We start from the raw sequence: 13,782 nt of genomic DNA on the forward strand, positions 1-13,782 counted from the left end.
GCAGCGATGCGGTGCTTAATACCGATAGTGATCCGGCTTGTAGGGCCCTTCGACAGGCACGTTAATGTAGTCGGCCTGCTCAGGACTCAGTTCTGTTAGCTGCACACCCAGTTTTTTGAGATGCAGGCGTGCAACTTTTTCATCAAGATGCTTGGGCAGCACATACACTTTGCCGGTTTCATAAGCTTCACCGCGCGTAAAGAGCTCGATCTGTGCAATGGTCTGGTTGGCGAACGACGCCGACATCACGAACGATGGGTGGCCCGTGGCGCAACCCAGGTTAACCAGACGCCCCTTGGCCAACAGAATAATGCGCTTGCCATCGGGGAAAATAATATGATCGACCTGCGGCTTGATTTCTTCCCACTCAAGGTCTTCAACCGATGCGATATCGATTTCGCTGTCAAAGTGCCCGATATTGCACACAATGGCCTGGTCTTTCATGCGGAACATGTGGTCTTTGGTGATCACATGGTAGTTGCCGGTAGCCGTTACAAAGATGTCAGCCTTGTCAGCCGCCTCTTCCAGCGTGACTACGCGATAGCCTTCCATAGAAGCTTGCAGTGCGCAGATGGGATCAACTTCGGTAACCCAGACTTGGGCGCGCAAGGCTGCTAACGCCTGGGCGCAGCCCTTGCCAACGTCGCCAAAACCGCACACGACGGCGATTTTGCCGGCCACCATGACATCGGTGGCCCGCTTGATGCCATCAACCAGTGATTCGCGGCAACCGTACAAGTTGTCAAACTTGGACTTGGTGACGGAATCGTTGACGTTAATGGCCGGAAAGGCCAGTTCGCCTTTCTTGGACATTTGATATAAACGGTGCACACCGGTGGTGGTTTCTTCGGTAACGCCTTTGATATGCGCGATACGTGTGGAGTACCACTTGGGGTCTTGCTGCAAGCGTTCTTTAATGGATGCAAACAGCACACGCTCTTCTTCGTGCTCAGGTTTGCTCAACACAGAAAGGTCTGATTCGGCACGCACACCAAGATGCAGCAGCAAGGTGGCATCGCCGCCATCGTCGAGAATCATGTTGGCAAACTGCCCTTCTGGCCAATCGAAGATCTGGTGGGTGTATTGCCAGTACTCTTCGAGCGATTCGCCCTTAACGGCAAATACAGGCGTGCCACCGGCCGCAATGGCTGCGGCGGCGTGATCCTGGGTGGAGAAAATATTGCATGACGCCCAGCGAACGTCAGCACCGAGCGCCTTGAGCGTTTCGATAAGCACGGCGGTCTGGATGGTCATGTGCAGGCTGCCTGCAATGCGGGCACCCTTTAGCGGCTGGGAGGCACCGAACTCTTCGCGCGTGGCCATGAGCCCGGGCATTTCGGTTTCGGCAATGGCGATCTCGCGACGACCCCAGCCCGCAAGGGCGATGTCGGCAATTTTAAAATCGGTAGATGTGGCGTCAGCAACAGTATTCATGGCAGTAATCCCATAAACCTGTACCGGCCGAAAGACGCGAAAACAACGTGCAAAACACGCCGCGCTCATCTTTGCCTGTACAGGAAACGATGAGCGCGGTTGATGTTGAAAACAGACCTGAGCCTAGCGGCTATAGCGGGCGACCTGTTGGCCACAACCCCTACGCCGTTGCAGCGCTCCTCAGGATGCAAATATTGTAGCGTAATTTATAGATGTGTCGGGCCAGCCAGCAATGCTGCGGCTCTGGTAACACCGGTTGCGTCTGCAGGCTGCAGCCTCAAGGTGAAATCGCCTCGACCAAACGGACGAAAAAACGCCGCTAAATTAACCCTTGCGCTTGGGATAGCCCTGGGCCGTAATGCGCTGCCAGATAGCGCGTTTTTCGTCGTCGTCAAAAAAGACCCAATTGGCGACTTCCATGGCAGTGCGTCCACACCCCCGGCAGATTTCATCGTACAGCGTGGAGCACACGGCCACGCAGGGAGAGTCAGTGCGATCAAAAACCCCGCGCGCGTCTGTGCCATTGAGGCTGAGATCATTGGCATGCGTGTTGCTGGATGTGTTGCTGGATGTGTTGCTGGATGTGTTGCTGGATGTGTTGCTGGTTGTGTTGCTGGTTGTGTTGCTGGTTGTGTTGCTGGTTGTGTTGCTGGTTGTGTTGCTGGTTGTGTTGCTGGTTGTGTTGCTGGCTGCGGTGCTAGTAACACCGCTAGTTACGTTGCCGGATGCGCTGCTGGCTGCAGTGTCGCTGGCATAGTCAGCACCAGAAGAGGCAGCCATAATGGTGCCACCAGCATGCGAAGACTTGCTATGTGTCTGCTGAGACGCTGCCGTCTGGCCGGGGCCTGACGGCTCGCCGGGGCTGCCCCCAAAGCGATGCGTCTCAGTGGGTTTCATTTCAGGCTGCCTGTTTCAGCACCTGGATTTTGTCGGTCGCTTCCCAGGTGAACTCGGGCTCGGCACGGCCAAAATGCCCATAGGCGGCCGTTTTTGTGTAGATGGGACGCAACAGATCAAGCATGTTGATAATGCCCTTGGGCCGAAGGTCAAAGTTTTCTCGTACCAGACGGGCGATCTGGTCGTCTGGTATGACGCCCGTGCCTTCTGTGTACACGGTGATATTGATGGGTTCAGCCACGCCAATGGCATAGCTGACCTGCACCTGGCACTGACGCGCCAGGCCCGCTGCCACAATATTCTTAGCCACGTAACGTGCCGCATACGCGGCAGAACGATCAACCTTGGACGGGTCTTTGCCCGAGAATGCGCCGCCGCCATGCGGGCACGCACCGCCATAGGTATCAACAATAATTTTGCGCCCTGTCAGGCCACAATCGCCCTGGGGGCCGCCAATAATAAAGACCCCCGTAGGGTTGACCATGAACTTGGTTGCAGGCGTGAGCAGGCCTTCGGCAAAACTGGGCTTGATGATTTCTTCGATGACCGCTTCGCGGATATCTTGCTGCGAGATTTCAGGCGCATGCTGGGTGGACAACACCACGGTATCGACTTCGACGGGTTTGCCGTCTACATAGCGGAACGTAACCTGAGACTTGGCATCGGGCCGCAACCACGGCAGGCGCCCATCTTTACGCAACTCGCTCTGGCGCTGCACCAGACGGTGCGCATACCAAATGGGCGCAGGCATGAGGTCGGGGGTTTCATCGCAGGCATAGCCAAACATAAGCCCCTGATCACCCGCGCCCTGGTTGAGGGCGTCTTCAGGGCTGCGATCTACGCCCTGGGCGATGTCGGGAGATTGTTTGTCATAGGCCACCAGTACTGCGCAGCCTTTGTAGTCAATGCCGTACTCGGTATTGTCATAGCCGATGCGCTTGATGGTGTCGCGCGCAATCTGTATGTAATCAATGTTGGCCATAGTGGTGATTTCACCCGCAAGCACGACCAACCCGGTATTGCACAGCGTTTCGGCTGCGACACGCGAATTGGGGTCTTGCTCGAGCAGTGCATCGAGAATGGCGTCGGAGATTTGATCGGCGACTTTGTCTGGGTGGCCTTCGGAGACCGATTCGGAAGTAAACAGAAAATCGTTGTTTGCCACAGCGATACGTCCTAAAAAACACTGCAATCGCAGTATGGAGGTTGAACGAAACGCGTTGCACCTCGGACATCTGCAGAGCAGTAGAAATCAGGGCGCGACGCTTTAGCGGTTTTTAGCGCACCACATGCAGTGGTATGCCATCGCCCCGCAAGTTGTCGGTTAACTCAGCGATAAATGGTATTTTAAGCGAAAATACGTCTTCGTATCTGTTTTCACTTATTACCGAAGGGTTTTTGGCGGGCTATGCTTCTGGCTATATTTCGTTTGCTGGCGCGCATACCGTTACCTGCGCTGCAAGCGGTAGGCAAGGCCATGGGCCTGCTCGTTTACGCTTGGCCGGGCCGATATCGGCGACGGCTGCAGGGCAACGCCCGGCAGGCCGGCTATGTAGACCCCGCTTTCGCGCGTCGGGCGGCTGCCCAGACCGGCGCCATGATTCTCGAAACCCCAAAAGTATGGCTACGCACCACGCAGTGCCTGCGCAAAACGCACAGCGACGACGACGCAGTTGTACACACTGCGCTGGCCGAAGGGCGAGGCATTCTTTACCTAACCCCGCATTTGGGCTGCTTTGAAATCACTGCCCGTTATCTTATTCAACATGGGCCTATTACCGTCATGTATCGGCCACCTCGGCAGGCCGCTTTCGAGCCCATCATGGAGCAAGCTCGTAACATGTCGGGCCTGCGTGCCGTGCCCGCCAACCTTCAGGGGGTACGCGAGTTTGTGCGGGCATTGCGGCGCGGCGAGGCTGTAGGCATGCTCCCCGACCAGGTTCCAGGCGGCGGTGAAGGCGTATGGGCGCCCTTCTTTGATAAATACGCCTACACGATGACGCTGGCGGGCAAACTGGCCGTGCAAACAGGCGTAGCCGTCATCCTGACCGCCGGAGAGCGCCTGCCAAACGGACAGGGCTGGAAAATCCATTATTTACGGCTGCCCGAGCCTCTGCCCAGGCAACCCGAAGAACTGGCCACAATCATCAACGGTGCAATGGAAACCCTTATTCGCCGATTTCCAGAACAATATCTTTGGAGTTACAACCGCTATAAGGTACCTGATGAGGCACCTCCCCGCCCGTAGGATACGCCACATGAACGTCAATAAACTGCCTCTTTTACGTGCGATATTCCGTTACTTGGGCAACTCCTCTACCACCACCCGGCTGCGCTGGGGTGCTCTGCTTGGATGGCTGGCACGCAAGCTGTTACGTTCGCGGGTCAACATCGTGCGCGTCAATCTGCAGCTATGCTTTCCTGAGCACACCCAGCAACAGCGCGACGCCTGGCTGCGTGAACACTTCCATTTGCTTGGACAGTCAGTTGTTGACCGTGGCCTGTGCTGGTTTGGCCCACCTGAAGCAATCACTCGCACCATCAGCCTGAATGGTTTTGAACATATCCAGGCATTGCTCGACGCCAAACGCCCCATCATATTGCTGGCGCCGCATTTTATTGGGCTTGACGCAGCCGCCACACGGATCACGCTTGCTGTGGAAGAAATTGGCACTATTTACACCCGCCAGAGCGATGCAGACGTTGATCGCATGATGCAAGAAGGCCGAAGCCGCTTCAGTAACGTCCATCTTATAGGCCGCCACGAAGGTGTACGGCGCATGATCAGGCTTTTGCGTAACGGTGTACCCATTTACTACCTGCCTGACATGGATTTCGGGCGCAGCGACGGTACCGTCTTTAGCCCTTTTTTCAATGTACCCGCCGCCACCCTACTCGCCACGGCACAGATTGCACGCTCATGCAAAGCCGCTGTTGTACCTATTGTTACCAATCTAGACATCAAGACCGGGCACTACACCACACAAGTCCTCCCGCCTATTGACGACTTTCCGGGCGAGGGTTCGCTGGAAGCGGCGACAGACCGGTTCAACAGACTGATCGAAGACTGGGTACGTGTCGACCCACCTCAATACTATTGGGTGCACAGGCGCTTCAAAACCAGACCGCTGGGTGAGAAAAAATTCTACTAAGCACCACGCGAGACCAGCTCCGATCACTGTTCCGATAAGCCTTTCCTCTCGCCGGCGTTCCGCATTTGGCATTAGGTGTTCGGCATCTGCACACGCATAGGGTGCACGCCTATGTATTGCAGACCAAAACGAGCGCTTAGTTATTTGCGATCATGCAACGCACGCTGGGCGGACAGCCGCACGCCCACTCCCACGCAACAGCGGACAAACCCATCGTTATACGGGATAATGCCTCAATGATCTGGAATTTCGCAAAAATGCACGGCGCAGGTAATGACTTCGTCGTAATTGATGGTGTACGGCAAGCCATTGCCATTACGCCTGAAATCGCACGGGCACTCGCTGACCGCCACTTCGGTATCGGTGCTGATCAGATCTTGCTTGTCGATAACCCCCTTCACCCCGAAGCTGATTTCCGTTACCGTATCTTCAACGCCGATGGCAGTGAAGTCGAGCATTGTGGCAACGGTGCCCGCTGCTTCGTGCGCTTTGTGCATGAGCAGGGGCTTTCAAAGCGCAACCCTCTGCGGGCTGAGATCTGCACCGGCCTTATCACCTTGCGCGTTAACGATGACGGCGAAGTGTGGGTCGCCATGGGCCGCACCCGCTTCGACCCTAAGGCCGTGGGTTTTGACACCAAAGGCCTCACCTCTGCCGTCTGCGGTAATGACACACTGTGGACGCTGCCGCTGGCAGGTCATGGTGACCTGCAGCTGTCGCTGGTCGCCATTTCCAACCCACATGCCGTTCAGCTCGTCGACGACGTCAGGACGGCGCCCGTTGGCGTAGTAGGCCCCATCATCGAGTCACATCCGCGTTTTGCCAATCGCGTCAATGCTGGCTTTATGCAAGTGCTTAACCGCCACACCATCGCCCTGCGCGTTTACGAGCGAGGCGCGGGCGAAACACTGGCTTGCGGCACTGGCGCCTGTGCGGCCGCCGTAGTCGGCATACGACGCGGCCTGCTTGAAAGCCCTGTTCAGGTGCAAATGCCCGGGGGCGAACTCACCATAACCTGGGACGGCGACGCCCTCAGCATGAGTGGCCCCGCGACAACGGTATTTACCGGCCAGATCGACATCAATACACTTATTAAGTCACCTAATTTCAAGGACGCATCACAGCCATGAGTACAAACAGCCTCTCCGCCGACGAGATTGCGCATTTTCTGCAAGAGAACCCCTCTTTTTTCACGGAACATGCTGAGCTGTTTTCCAACTTGCGCGTGCCGCATCCGCATGAAACCCGTGCCATTTCTCTGGGTGAGCGCCAGATCATGACGCTGCGGGCACGCAGCAAAGATCTCGAATGGAAGCTCTCGGGTTTGGTGCACAATGCCACCAGTAATGAAAAAATCAGCATCACGCTCAACGACTGGTGCTGTCGCATGCTGGCCGAAGACGACGCACAGCAGATACCCGGGCACATTGTGCGCAGCCTCAGCGACCTCTTCGACCTGCCCACTATTGCCCTGCGGCTCTGGGATCTGAGCAAACTGACTGATGAAAATGAATTTGCACAAGACGTAACCCATGAGATCCGCACCTTTGCACGCGACCTGACAGAGCCCTATTGCGGCCCGTTCCATAACCAGGAAGTCGCTGGCTGGCTAGGCACCCCTCCCGTTTCACTGGCCATTGTGGCGCTTCGTCCCGCCGCAGGTGGCGAACCTATAGGCCTGCTGGTTATGGGCTCAGACGACCTAGAGCGTTTCACGCCCGACATGGGCACAGCGTTTCTGGAAACCATTAACCGGCTGGCCAGCGCCAGCTTGCTACGGCTGCAAGGGCCAACCAGGCCTGACGCCTGCGCCTGACGTCAGACGCTCCGGCCTTTCAGCCCCGCTCAAGGACCCGATGCACGCATTGCCCAACGCCATGGAACACTGGCTCGCCCACCTCGAAAGCAATCGACGATACTCGCCGCATACCTTGGCGGGATACCGGCAAGACCTGCATCACCTGATCACCATCCACCCAGACACACCGCTTGAGCGCGTCACCGAAGCCCACATACGGCAAGCGGTAGCGCGCTTGCATGCACAAGGCCACAAGCCACGCAGCCTCGCCCGCGCACTTGCCGCATGGCGTGGCTTTTTTAAATGGTGGGCTCCCAAGGCCAACATGGCAGCCAACCCGGCAGCGGGCGTGCGCGCTCCCAAGGCACCTCGTAGTCTGCCCAAAGCGCTATCGGTAGAACAGGCGCAGCTTCTACTTGATCGCCCCGGACGCCGCCGAGGCCAAGGCCAACACATACCAGACACGCCTGACCGCGGGGATGCCTTGGGGCGCAAGACTACCCCGGCTTCGCATAACCTTGTGGCTGAAGCCAGCGCCGAACACGAAGGCGCAAGCTTGTTTGAGTCAGACACACCCATTGCTCGCCGTGACCAGGCTATGTTTGAAACCCTGTACTCAAGCGGTTTGCGACTTGCCGAGCTGGTAAGCCTGGACCGGCAATATATACACCAGGGGACTTATACTTCGCAAAGCTGGATACAGCTGCGTGAACAAGAAGCCGTTATACACGGGAAAGGCAATAAAACGCGCACCGTACCCTTGGGCAGAAAAGCCATTGAGGCCATAGAAAGCTGGCTAGAAGTGCGCAGCCAGCTGCTAAAGGGTGAGCCTGATGCCGACGCCGGCGCTGCGCTATTTTTGGGTGCCCGCGGCCAAAGGATTTCACCGCGAGTGGTTCAGATTCAGCTAAACAAAATGGCCGCCCGCGCGGGTCTGCCGGTGCATGTGCACCCCCATAGCCTACGGCACAGCTTTGCCAGCCATATGTTGCAGTCTGCTCAAGACTTGCGCGCTGTACAAGAACTGCTGGGGCACGCCAACATCTCGACCACGCAAATTTATACGCGACTTGATTTTCAGCACCTGGCGCAGGTGTACGACAAGGCACACCCCCGCGCCAAAAAACGCTGAATAGGCACTAGGCTTACCTTGTTGCTGCCCGCCATGGAGCAATTAGGCAAGCACGCCCCGCAAAAACGCATAGCCCGATGCGCCCGATCAGGGCTTGAGGGTTCGAAGCAGACGGCCGGCATTCCATGAAAACATGCCCAGATAAGTGCCGGCAGGCTCACCGGGGCTGGCCAGCGCGTCAGAATACAGCGTACCACCTCGTTTGGCGCCCGTCTCACGCGCAATTTGTTCCATAATTTTGTTGCTGCTTATGTTTTCGAAGAAAACGCCAGAAACATGCTGCTTTTTTGCATTATCGACAATCTGGGCCAGATCTTTTGCAGAAGGCTCAGCAGCACTGGAAAAACCCGCTACCGAGATAAACCGTATACCGTATGCTTGAGCAAAATAGCCAAATGCGTCATGAGTGGTAATAACAGTGCGCCCGCTTTTGGGAATTTCTTTTAGCACTGCCTTAAGCTCGGCATCAAGCTTTTGCATGCTTTTTATGTATAAGTCTGCACGACTGCGGTAGCTGGCGCTATTGGCAGGGTCGGCACGCGACAGACCCTCAGCTATATTGTTTGCGTAAATAATGCCATTGCTCAAGTCTTGCCATGCGTGAGGGTCGACCTCGCCGGGCGAATGACCATGCTCATGGCCGCTGTCATGAGCATGGGCGTGGTCGTGACCTTTACCCTGGTCGTGACTATGAGCACTTGATGCCCCCAGCACTAACTGGTCATCGCGGCCCAGAAGCCTGACCTTCACGCCATCTGAAGCCAGTACCTGCAGGCCTTTAAAGCCCGATGCCTTGATGAGGCGTGGCAGCCACCCTTCGAAGTCTAGACCGTTTAGTACCAGCACCTGTGCTTTGGCAAGCGCCAGCACATCTTTGGGCGAGGGCTCAAATGTGTGAGCATCACCGCCAGGCCCCACGATGGTGGTCAAGGCAACATGCTGGCCACCGATTTCGCTGACCATATCACCCAATATGGAAAAGCTGGCTACGACACGTAGTGGCTCAGCGGCACTTTGCTTGGGCTGCGCAACAGTGGAGGATACGCAGAACGCAAACGCCCCCGCCGACAAGAGCCCTGCAAGGAAACCACGACGCGAGCCGCAAAAGACTCGTATTGAAGAAATTGCAAGCATATTGTTTACTCCGGAATACGCGCGAAGCGCTGGCGACGGTCACGGGCCTGGCGCGCCGCTCGGAACAGCCCCCCTTGCGGGCCCAGACAAACCGATAAAAAATAGACACAGCCTGCAGCCAGAATTATGGCAGGAGAGGCAGGTACGTTGATATAGTACGAACAGAGTAGGCCTGCATAGGACGATAGCGCGCCAAATGCCGCCGCCAGCACCATTTGCCGGCCAACTGTACCCACCCAAAAACGGGCAGCCGTAGCGGGCAACATCATGATGCCAACAACCATGAGCGTGCCAAGCACCTGAAACCCCGATACCATGGTTAACACCAGCAGCACCAGGAAAACCATATGTATGACTGTGCCGGCCGCCCCCTGGCCGCGCAAAAACTGAGGGTCGAGGCATTCGAGCACAAGCGGACGAAAAATAAAGGCCAGGCTGATAAGGGTAATGCTTGCTGCGGAGGTAACCAGCAACAGAGCGCTGTCATCAAGCCCCAGCACGGTGCCGAATAACACGTGAATGAGGTCCATATTAGACCCTCGGAGCGATACCAGCAGCACCCCCAGACCAAGTGACACCAGGTAAAAGGCGGCGAAGCTGGCGTCTTCGCGCTGGGGTGTCCAGCGAGACACTGCGCCAGCCAGCAATGCGACAACCAGCCCCGTCACCATGCCGCCAATGGTCATGGCGGTAAGAGAAAGACCTGCCGTAAGAAAACCAACCGCCACGCCTGGAAGTATGGCGTGGGCCATAGCGTCGCCCATGAGACTTAGGCGACGCAACACCAGAAACACCCCCATGGGGCCGGCCGCAAAAGACAGGGCAAACGAGCCCGCCAGCGCCCGACGCATGAAATCGTACTCAATGAAGGGGCTGGCCAAAAAGTGATAAAGCCACATCACAGGAAGTCTCCTGCGCAAAGATGCCGAGCCATATGCATGTTTTCAGTGGTGAGCACGTCAAGCGTGGGGCCCCAGGCCACCGCCTGCCCGGCCATAAGCAGGCATTGCGGGAAGTGGCTGCGCACCAGATCGAGATCATGCAGAACCACGATAACGGTACGCCCTTCGCTGTGCCAGTTACTGATGATGGCGATAAGGTCTTCGGTGGTAGCGCGGTCGACGGCGGCAAAAGGCTCGTCGAGCACCAACGTATCGGCGTCGTGCAGCATGAGCCGGGCAAACAGGGCGCGCTGCAGCTGCCCACCCGACAAGGTGCCAATGATACGTTGGGCGAAATCAGCCAGGCCCACCGTGTTAAGCGCCTGATGAATACTGTCGTGCTCGGATCGCCCAAAACGGCGCCACGAACCTACACGCGGCCACGAACCCATGGCCACCAGATCGTATACGGTAACGGGAAAACTGCGATCAAGATCGGAAAGCTGCGGCAGGCACGCTATACGCGCGGCGTTAGCCAGCCGGATCTGGCCGCGCAAAGGGCTGACTAAGCCAGTAATGCCTTTGACCAAGGTAGACTTACCTGCGCCATTTGGACCAACCACAGCCGTGAGGGAACCTGGCTCAAATACACCCGACACATCGCGCACCGCCACACGATCGCCCCACCCCAGCGAAACCTGATCAAACTCAATAACGGGAGTACTCATGGTACTTACCACCAGCCCATGGCCCAAGCAGCCAGAACCCACAAAAACACAACAGCCACCGAAACACGGGCGGCGCGCTGCCAGCAGGAAGACAGCAGGGCCGAGCCTCGATAAGGTCGGGAGGAGCGAAAGAAAGGCTTTATAGTTGGGAGCATGGACAAGTGAGGCAAGGGCGAGCGTAAACGTGTTATGTTATAACATGATAATGATGTATGGCGCACTTGCGCCTGCATCACACTGGTATTATTAACTTCCAACATACCCCGGCAACTTCACGGGTCTCGCCATGGTCGCCACACACTCGACATCAACGTCCGCTCTGGCCGCGCAATTAAGCACAGCCGAATCTCTGTGCGCTCAGCGCGGCAAGCGGCTTACACCCATACGCCGCAAAGTGCTCGAAATCTTGCTAACCGAGCACCGCAGCGTAAAAGCGTATGAGCTGCTTGACCTCATCCGCGATGTACAACCGGGTGCCGCACCACCGACCGTCTACCGGGCACTTGATTTCCTGGTCGAAGAAGGTCTGGTTCATCGGCTTGACGCCATCAATGCGTGGGCTGCCTGCATGGATGCCGCCGGTGAGCCCCACGATTTGCTCGTGGTCTGTACCCAGTGCGGGGCGGTCGCCGAACTCAGCGACCCTGCCCTCACCCGTATTCTCGAAGAGCGCGTCGCTGAGGCTGGTTTTTCTTTGTCAGAGCACGAAACCGAACTTCGTGCCCTGTGCGGCAAGTGCCGCAAGCGCGAAACACACGCGCACTAACCAGCGTCATAATCAATACCACTTGTGCATATATACTCACAGCATTTGCCCTATTGTCAAAGCTGTGCTGTAATCGCACGTTAATGTTTTTTTTGCGCGGTCCGACACACGGCATGGCCGCTGGCTGCTGCCTTAGCGGTCTGTGTACCTGACGCGCTATGCGAGGCTTACCATGAACACCGTTACCCCAAACAAAATGGTACCGGTTACCGTACTGACAGGCTTTTTGGGTGCTGGAAAAACCACCCTCTTGAAGCGCATTCTGTCTGAATACCACGGTCGGCGCATCGCCGTTATCGAAAACGAGTTCGGTCCCGAAAACATCGATAACGAACTGCTGGTCACAGACACCGAAGAAGAAATCGTCGAACTTAGCAACGGGTGCATATGCTGCACCGTGCGGGGCGACCTCATGCGCACGCTGAACGAATTGCGCGTTAAGCGCCAGTCGGGTCAGCTCAATTTTGAGCGCGTCATCATTGAAACCACCGGCATGGCCAACCCTGGCCCCGTATGCCAGACGTTCTTCATGGATGACGAAATCGCCGACTACTACCGGCTTGATGCAGTTATTACCGTTGTAGATGCCAAGCACGGCATGGAAACCCTCGACCGCCAAGAAGAGGCACAGAGGCAGGCAGGTTTTGCCGACCGCATTCTTGTTTCAAAGAAAGACCTGGTCAACGAAGCTGATTACCAGGCCCTTCGCTCCAGGTTGGTGCACATTAACCCGCGGGCAACCATCACGCCGGTAAATTTCGGCGAAACTGACCTTTCGGCACTGCTGGATGTCAGCGGCTTTAACCTGAATACCATTCTCGACATTGACCCAGATTTTCTGGCCGACGAACACCCTAACGCGGCGCATGATCATAAGCACGATCATGCTCACGAACACGACCACGACCATGAAGGTGATTGCGGCCCCAGCTGCGGTCATACCCATCATGATCATCATCATGCACACCACGACGATCAAATCGGCGCGTTCGTGTTTCGCTCCAACAAAGCCTTCGACCCGGAGCGGCTCGAAGAATTTCTGGGCGGTATCGTCCAGGTGTATGGTCCCGACCTGCTCCGTTACAAAGGTATTCTGTATCTTAAAGGGATAAACCGCCGTATGCTTTTCCAGGGTGTGCACATGATGATGGGTGCAGAGCCTGGAAAACCCTGGTTATCCAGTGAAAAGCCCAATACCAAAATGGTATTCATAGGTCGTAAACTGCCCCAGGAGATTTTCACCCGGGGCCTGGAACAATGCTTGGTCTGATCACGAACCAAATAACGCGTCGCAGGCGACCGCTACACGGTTCTATGCACCAACACTAGAAAAAGAGGACAAATCATGGCAAGCAAAACAGCCGCCGCAAAAAATCAAGGTTTGCTGACAGAGAAAGAGCTGCTGGCAATGCCTGAAGCCGATTACATGAACGCAGCCCAACTGGCCTTTTTCCGTAATCGTCTGAAAGAGCTTGAACAGGAAATCCTGAACAACGCTGACGCGACCACATCAAACCTGCGCGAGACGCAGTACGTACCCGATCCGGCCGACCGTGCCACGATCGAAGAAGAGCACGCGCTCGAGCTTCGTACCCGCGACCGTGAACGTAAGCTTCTCAAAAAAGTGCAGCAGTCCATCGCACTTATCGACTCCGGAGAATATGGCTGGTGCGAAGAAACCGGTGAGCCCATAGGCGTTGCCCGCTTGCTGGCACGCCCCACCGCCACGCTGTCGCTCGAAGCCCAAGAACGCCGCGAAATGCGTCAAAAGCTTTACGGCGACTAAACCCTGTACGGCAAACAGCCGCCGCCTGTGCCATGGATCGGGCGACGGCTGTATAAGCAACATACTTTCTCTTG

Annotated in this window: 14 protein-coding genes, 1 pseudogene and 1 riboswitch; of the genes and pseudogenes, 9 read left to right on the top strand and 6 right to left on the bottom strand. The window is 56.4% G+C overall.

Annotated elements, in window-relative coordinates:
- Positions 1-15: 15 nt before the first annotated feature.
- Positions 16-1,434 carry an adenosylhomocysteinase gene (gene ahcY / locus FQ179_RS20185; protein ID WP_149399160.1) on the bottom strand — a complete coding sequence of 473 codons (1,419 nt, stop codon included), beginning with the start codon at positions 1,432-1,434 and terminating at the stop codon, positions 16-18.
- A gap of 84 nt (positions 1,435-1,518) precedes the next feature.
- A riboswitch (S-adenosyl-L-homocysteine riboswitch) is annotated at positions 1,519-1,622 on the bottom strand.
- Positions 1,623-1,758: 136 nt separating this feature from the next.
- A pseudogene (locus tag FQ179_RS20190) lies at positions 1,759-1,938 on the bottom strand (DUF1289 domain-containing protein); the annotation flags it as partial.
- On the opposite strand from FQ179_RS20190, the gene FQ179_RS22390 reads away from it, so the two are divergent.
- Positions 1,853-2,191, top strand: a complete 339-nt coding sequence (locus FQ179_RS22390; RefSeq protein ID WP_188074683.1) for a hypothetical protein — start codon at positions 1,853-1,855, stop codon at positions 2,189-2,191. The pseudogene FQ179_RS20190 and the gene FQ179_RS22390 sit on opposite strands and share 86 nt — an antisense overlap.
- Positions 2,192-2,332: 141 nt before the next feature.
- Here the strand turns inward: FQ179_RS22390 and metK are convergent, their stop codons facing one another.
- Positions 2,333-3,496: a methionine adenosyltransferase gene (metK, locus tag FQ179_RS20200; RefSeq protein WP_149399162.1), complete on the bottom strand. Its 1,164-nt coding sequence runs from the start codon at positions 3,494-3,496 to the stop codon at positions 2,333-2,335.
- A gap of 243 nt (positions 3,497-3,739) precedes the next feature.
- Between metK and FQ179_RS20205 the strand changes: the two genes are divergently transcribed.
- The 5 genes from FQ179_RS20205 to FQ179_RS20225 all read left to right on the top strand — a co-directional run bounded on the left by FQ179_RS20205 (position 3,740) and on the right by FQ179_RS20225 (position 8,413).
- Positions 3,740-4,579, top strand: a complete 840-nt coding sequence (locus FQ179_RS20205; RefSeq protein ID WP_149399164.1) for a lysophospholipid acyltransferase family protein — start codon at positions 3,740-3,742, stop codon at positions 4,577-4,579.
- Between the two features lie 10 nt (positions 4,580-4,589).
- Entirely contained in the window at positions 4,590-5,483 is an 894-nt protein-coding gene (locus FQ179_RS20210) for a lysophospholipid acyltransferase family protein (RefSeq protein ID WP_149399166.1), read from the top strand.
- A gap of 218 nt (positions 5,484-5,701) precedes the next feature.
- Positions 5,702-6,613, top strand: a complete 912-nt coding sequence (gene dapF / locus FQ179_RS20215; RefSeq protein ID WP_149399483.1) for a diaminopimelate epimerase — start codon at positions 5,702-5,704, stop codon at positions 6,611-6,613.
- Positions 6,610-7,299 carry a DUF484 family protein gene (locus FQ179_RS20220; RefSeq protein ID WP_149399168.1) on the top strand — a complete coding sequence of 230 codons (690 nt, stop codon included), beginning with the start codon at positions 6,610-6,612 and terminating at the stop codon, positions 7,297-7,299. Before dapF ends, FQ179_RS20220 begins: the two co-directional genes overlap by 4 nt.
- 40 nt (positions 7,300-7,339) lie before the next feature.
- On the top strand, positions 7,340-8,413 hold the full coding sequence (locus tag FQ179_RS20225; protein ID WP_255475082.1) for a tyrosine recombinase XerC: 1,074 nt from the start codon (positions 7,340-7,342) through the stop codon (positions 8,411-8,413).
- Between the two features lie 87 nt (positions 8,414-8,500).
- Here the strand turns inward: FQ179_RS20225 and FQ179_RS20230 are convergent, their stop codons facing one another.
- The 3 genes from FQ179_RS20230 to aztA are packed head-to-tail and all read right to left on the bottom strand — an operon-like array spanning position 8,501 to position 11,156.
- The gene (locus FQ179_RS20230) at positions 8,501-9,547 is read right to left on the bottom strand and encodes a metal ABC transporter solute-binding protein, Zn/Mn family (protein ID WP_149399170.1); all 1,047 of its coding nucleotides are present in this window, start codon (positions 9,545-9,547) and stop codon (positions 8,501-8,503) included.
- Positions 9,548-9,552: 5 nt separating this feature from the next.
- Positions 9,553-10,446 carry a metal ABC transporter permease gene (locus FQ179_RS20235; RefSeq protein ID WP_149399486.1) on the bottom strand — a complete coding sequence of 298 codons (894 nt, stop codon included), beginning with the start codon at positions 10,444-10,446 and terminating at the stop codon, positions 9,553-9,555.
- A complete protein-coding gene (aztA, locus tag FQ179_RS20240) occupies positions 10,446-11,156 on the bottom strand; it encodes a zinc ABC transporter ATP-binding protein AztA (protein ID WP_149399172.1) in 711 nt (236 codons plus the stop codon). The genes FQ179_RS20235 and aztA overlap by 1 nt, the downstream gene beginning before the upstream one ends.
- 286 nt (positions 11,157-11,442) lie before the next feature.
- Here aztA and FQ179_RS20245 point away from each other — a divergent pair, with 286 nt between their 5' ends.
- From FQ179_RS20245 to dksA, 3 genes are all read left to right on the top strand, one after another.
- The gene (locus FQ179_RS20245) at positions 11,443-11,922 is read left to right on the top strand and encodes a Fur family transcriptional regulator (protein ID WP_149399174.1); all 480 of its coding nucleotides are present in this window, start codon (positions 11,443-11,445) and stop codon (positions 11,920-11,922) included.
- A 172-nt stretch (positions 11,923-12,094) separates the two neighbouring features.
- Positions 12,095-13,192 (top strand): GTP-binding protein, encoded by a 1,098-nt coding sequence (locus FQ179_RS20250; protein ID WP_149399176.1) that lies wholly within the window; start codon positions 12,095-12,097, stop codon positions 13,190-13,192.
- A gap of 75 nt (positions 13,193-13,267) precedes the next feature.
- Positions 13,268-13,708, top strand: coding sequence for an RNA polymerase-binding protein DksA (gene dksA, locus FQ179_RS20255; RefSeq protein WP_149399178.1), 441 nt, complete (start codon positions 13,268-13,270; stop codon positions 13,706-13,708).
- Positions 13,709-13,782: the final 74 nt, after the last annotated feature.

The sequence above is a fragment of the Pusillimonas sp. ANT_WB101 genome (assembly GCF_008369125.1).
Classification (GTDB): Bacteria; Pseudomonadota; Gammaproteobacteria; order Burkholderiales; family Burkholderiaceae_B; genus Allopusillimonas.

What these genes read in the sequence shown, in the direction of transcription:
- FQ179_RS20220 (WP_149399168.1), top strand. Translation starts at nt 6,610, where the DNA reads ATGAGTACAAACAGCCTCTCCGCCGACGAGATTGCGCATTTTCTGCAA.
- FQ179_RS22390 (WP_188074683.1), top strand. Translation starts at nt 1,853, where the DNA reads ATGGCAGTGCGTCCACACCCCCGGCAGATTTCATCGTACAGCGTGGAG.
- FQ179_RS20230 (WP_149399170.1), bottom strand. Translation starts at nt 9,547, where the DNA reads ATGCTTGCAATTTCTTCAATACGAGTCTTTTGCGGCTCGCGTCGTGGT.
- FQ179_RS20225 (WP_255475082.1), top strand. Translation starts at nt 7,340, where the DNA reads ATGCACGCATTGCCCAACGCCATGGAACACTGGCTCGCCCACCTCGAA.
- FQ179_RS20205 (WP_149399164.1), top strand. Translation starts at nt 3,740, where the DNA reads ATGCTTCTGGCTATATTTCGTTTGCTGGCGCGCATACCGTTACCTGCG.
- FQ179_RS20210 (WP_149399166.1), top strand. Translation starts at nt 4,590, where the DNA reads ATGAACGTCAATAAACTGCCTCTTTTACGTGCGATATTCCGTTACTTG.
- FQ179_RS20245 (WP_149399174.1), top strand. Translation starts at nt 11,443, where the DNA reads ATGGTCGCCACACACTCGACATCAACGTCCGCTCTGGCCGCGCAATTA.
- FQ179_RS20250 (WP_149399176.1), top strand. Translation starts at nt 12,095, where the DNA reads ATGAACACCGTTACCCCAAACAAAATGGTACCGGTTACCGTACTGACA.
- ahcY (WP_149399160.1), bottom strand. Translation starts at nt 1,434, where the DNA reads ATGAATACTGTTGCTGACGCCACATCTACCGATTTTAAAATTGCCGAC.
- aztA (WP_149399172.1), bottom strand. Translation starts at nt 11,156, where the DNA reads ATGAGTACTCCCGTTATTGAGTTTGATCAGGTTTCGCTGGGGTGGGGC.
- FQ179_RS20235 (WP_149399486.1), bottom strand. Translation starts at nt 10,446, where the DNA reads ATGTGGCTTTATCACTTTTTGGCCAGCCCCTTCATTGAGTACGATTTC.
- dksA (WP_149399178.1), top strand. Translation starts at nt 13,268, where the DNA reads ATGGCAAGCAAAACAGCCGCCGCAAAAAATCAAGGTTTGCTGACAGAG.